This is a genomic window from Microcoleus sp. FACHB-831, assembly GCF_014695585.1.
In the GTDB taxonomy this organism is placed as follows: Bacteria; Cyanobacteriota; Cyanobacteriia; order Cyanobacteriales; family FACHB-T130; genus FACHB-831.
Genome location: NZ_JACJON010000004.1, coordinates 1 through 3,331 on the forward strand (window position 1 = coordinate 1; position 3,331 = coordinate 3,331).

General features: G+C 46.0%; 3 protein-coding genes. All 3 read right to left on the reverse strand.

The features are described 5' to 3' along the window. Window positions 1-90 precede the first annotated feature (90 nt). Window positions 91-387, reverse strand: coding sequence for a hypothetical protein (locus H6F77_RS00070; protein ID WP_190484032.1), 297 nt, complete (start codon window positions 385-387; stop codon window positions 91-93). Between the two features lie 440 nt (window positions 388-827). Continuing rightward, window positions 828-1,532 carry a dienelactone hydrolase family protein gene (locus H6F77_RS00075; protein WP_199321098.1) on the reverse strand — a complete coding sequence of 235 codons (705 nt, stop codon included), beginning with the start codon at window positions 1,530-1,532 and terminating at the stop codon, window positions 828-830. Window positions 1,533-1,675: 143 nt separating this feature from the next. Continuing rightward, a complete protein-coding gene (locus H6F77_RS00080; protein WP_309228774.1) occupies window positions 1,676-2,605 on the reverse strand; it encodes a helix-turn-helix domain-containing protein in 930 nt (309 codons plus the stop codon). Window positions 2,606-3,331: the final 726 nt, after the last annotated feature.

Below are 3,331 nucleotides of genomic sequence, written 5' to 3' on the forward strand. Positions count from 1 at the left end.
GCTATTCAAAATCCGAGGAAATGCTGAGATACTCAATTCGGCTGTTACTGCACTATCTCAAATTCTGGGATGTCCCTATTCCTCAATGATTCATAGCACCATTATGCAACGCCGAAGACCCAACCCTGCGAGTAGTGCGATCGCGGTGACCAACGCTTGAGCAAACGCCGTCGCGAACAATGTGCGTGCCATCCCATAGGGTTGGAGGCGTGCGATGATGGCACCAATGATTCCTACAGCAAGCACCCCGAAATACATTAGGTTGGCGGGATCTCCGTCTTTCCCGATGATGCCAACACCAAGACTCAACCAGACGAGAATTAATGCTGCGGCGATCGCAATGCCGATGGCAGATCGGTACGCGGTACTGTTTATCCGTGTTCGCATAAGCGTGTCTCCAATATGATGCTAGGCTCCAGCTTGCAAGGTGCAGCTGCAACGGTTCTGCATAGCAGTGCTTAAATTTGAAGCCGTCTTCTTGATCTTCAGTCCATTGCAACTTTATTCCAGATGCAATATGAGATTGCAACGTTCGGCAGTCTCTAAAATTAGCTCTACTCTCTTTCATTCGACAAATCTTGTCTATCCACTCTTCATCAAACGCGACGATGGCCCTTTCGATGGCATTAAATTAACGCTCCCTGGGGATATTGCTTACAGCACCCATCGCCTTGCTCATTGGGCTTTTTTAATCCTTTACCACTGGTAGGTTTTACATTCATTTTGCACTCTTGTCTGTGGTAATTTGATATTTGCCCTTCGGAGCGCTTCAGGGCTGTCCTTGTTTTACTTATAAATGGCCTCCGAAGGACTTCACACTCGTGTTTTCAGACCGGGGATAGGAGTACTAATTGATGAAAGAATTGAGTTAGCTGGCCCCACGCATCTTCCGCCGCTAAAGGGTTGTAGTCGGAGCGTTCGTGACAGAAAAAGCCGTGACCTGCATCGGGATAAACCTTCAGGGTGTAGTCTTTGCCAAGTTCCTGAAATCGCGATTCAATTTGTCGAATGCGATCGCCCGGAATAAAGGGATCTCGACCGCCGAAAAATAGGTAGATAGGCACCGTGATGTCTTTGACTGCATCAATCCACTCATCGGAAACCATGCCATAGAAAGGAGCCGCTGCGGCAATTTCATTTGATAACTTGCAAGCCGTAAAAAAGGTTAAGCCGCCGCCCAGACAAAACCCGGTTACGCCGACACGATCCGGGTTCACTTCTGGGCATGACTTTACATAGGCTAATGCGGCTCGAATGTCGTTCTCCATTGGCTTACCAAAATCTAAGCGCCACATCATTGCCATTGCCTGCTCTACCTCACCATAGCCAAATTTGTTATTGGGTAACTCACGATAGTATAAATCCGGTACCAGCACCACATAACCTTCGTTCGCAATCCGGACTGCCACATTTCGGATGTGTGACGTTAAGCCAAATGCCTCCATCAGTAGTAGGATGGCGGGCTTGCGGTGCGAAGCCGTTCCCCCTTCCGGGTAATCAGATCCCGTTGGTGTAAACAAGCAGGCGGGCATTTGTCCATCCGGTGTGGAGAGCGGTACCTCGGTTTGTTCAATTTCCATCTTCTTTCTCTAATAGAACTTGCTGTAAATAGCTTAAAAAGCTAGCCATTCAGAACTCTAGAAGAAAGTTGCTCGATTTTAGTAAATTCTTGCACTCAGGTTTGCAGGAGTTGTTTTGGTGTTATACCAACGATGCGTTTGAAGCATCTTGTTAAGTGGCTTTGATCGGAAAAACCTGTTAGCGCCGCAATATCTGCAATGCTCAGTTCGCTGTACTTCAACAGATGTTTTGCTTTTTCAATTCGCCGTTGCAGGATGTATTGATGGGGTGTGATTCCTGTTCGTTGCTTGAACAAACGTAGAAAATAATAGGGGCTAAGTTGGGCGATCGCGCTCAACTCAACCAGCTTCAAGTCCTGATCGAGCTGCTCATGAATATAGTCTGTCACCTGTTGCAGTGCTGATTGAGATAATCCATTTGGGTAACTCGAAAGCTTCGGTTGGATAGTGCAATAGTTCCGTAACAGGTGAATCGCTAATGTGGTTTTGAGGCTATCAATCAACAAATCACCACCAATTTTGCCAGACTCTAATTCTTCTCTCAAGGTCGAAAAAATTCCTTGGATTAAAGGATCTGGCTCATTCATAAATCGTGGTGTAAGTTCAATGCGATCTGGATTCACAAAATCCCGTCCCACTTGTTGGAGAAGTGTCGGCTCAATTGCCAGAACCATAAACTCAACTGAGGTAGCCCAGTTACAGCGATGGAAAATGCCCGCAGGAATTATTGCAATATCTCCCGCTTTCCGCGTTTCTCGCACAAGCTTTCCATCCAACCACCGTTCTCCTGATGCAATCAAGCTATCCCACCCTGGTTGTTTAGCTGATTCAGGAAGCCCACAAGCGTTCGCGGCTAGCGCAATCGAATGCATCGTATGTTGATGTTCGGCGATTTCAAATTTTGGCTGTTGGTAAACTTCCAGATGCAGGTTACTCCACCCAAAGCTTGAGAGGATAGAGGGTTTGGGCAATAGTGAATTGGCTGCATTCGCTTTGCGATAATCAATGATTGGCACTTTTTGCACGGACATCTCATTCCTTGCGCGAACGCTTGAAAACTCTTTTATTTTGCCCTCCTCGCGTAAGTTGCTGAAATAAGCACATCAGGAATGGCTAGGACACATTAGCAAGAAACCCCGTAGACATTCGTTGCTTTGGTAGGCGGTTTTATTTAAGGAGAGAAAAACCTGTATACTTAATTCCTCGTTCAGCTGATGTCCGTTTGTTCGACTCACTTCACAAAAAAAAGGTTTTTTAGAATATTCTCTGCTTGTACGAAAGGATAACTCTAGTGTTTCCAGATCGTGAAGCGCGATCGCGTATTTATATTCAAAACCCAGCGCTCGTAGCCTGAGTGCTGGGTGCATAAGTTTTTAACGCCGATCCTACCTAGATTATTTCCGGTTATCAGAAAATCAGATTAATGCCGTGAGGTTTTACCGCTAAACTATTCGGCCTTGTTTTGGCGACCGAAACGGGATTTGAACCCGTGTCTCAAAAGCTTGGTTTTCTGAAAGTTGATATAGGAGGCGAGTTTTTGCGATGAACTTAGAGCAATAGCTTGAATCTAAGTTTTAGTTTGATGCACTGGAGCGGCTTTGCTAATTTGCCCACCCTCGCTTGAAGTGCGAGGGGAAGCAATACTTCTCGGTTAAGCTCTAAGCAGTGTTGAGAATGGAGAAGTTAAGATGTTCACATTGAGTTCCAGTTCCCCTATGAAATGGCTTTTTAGACGGGAACTTTGAGCGAGA

What these genes read in the sequence shown, in the direction of transcription:
- H6F77_RS00070 (WP_190484032.1), bottom strand. Translation starts at nt 387, where the DNA reads ATGCGAACACGGATAAACAGTACCGCGTACCGATCTGCCATCGGCATT.
- H6F77_RS00075 (WP_199321098.1), bottom strand. Translation starts at nt 1,532, where the DNA reads ATGCCCGCCTGCTTGTTTACACCAACGGGATCTGATTACCCGGAAGGG.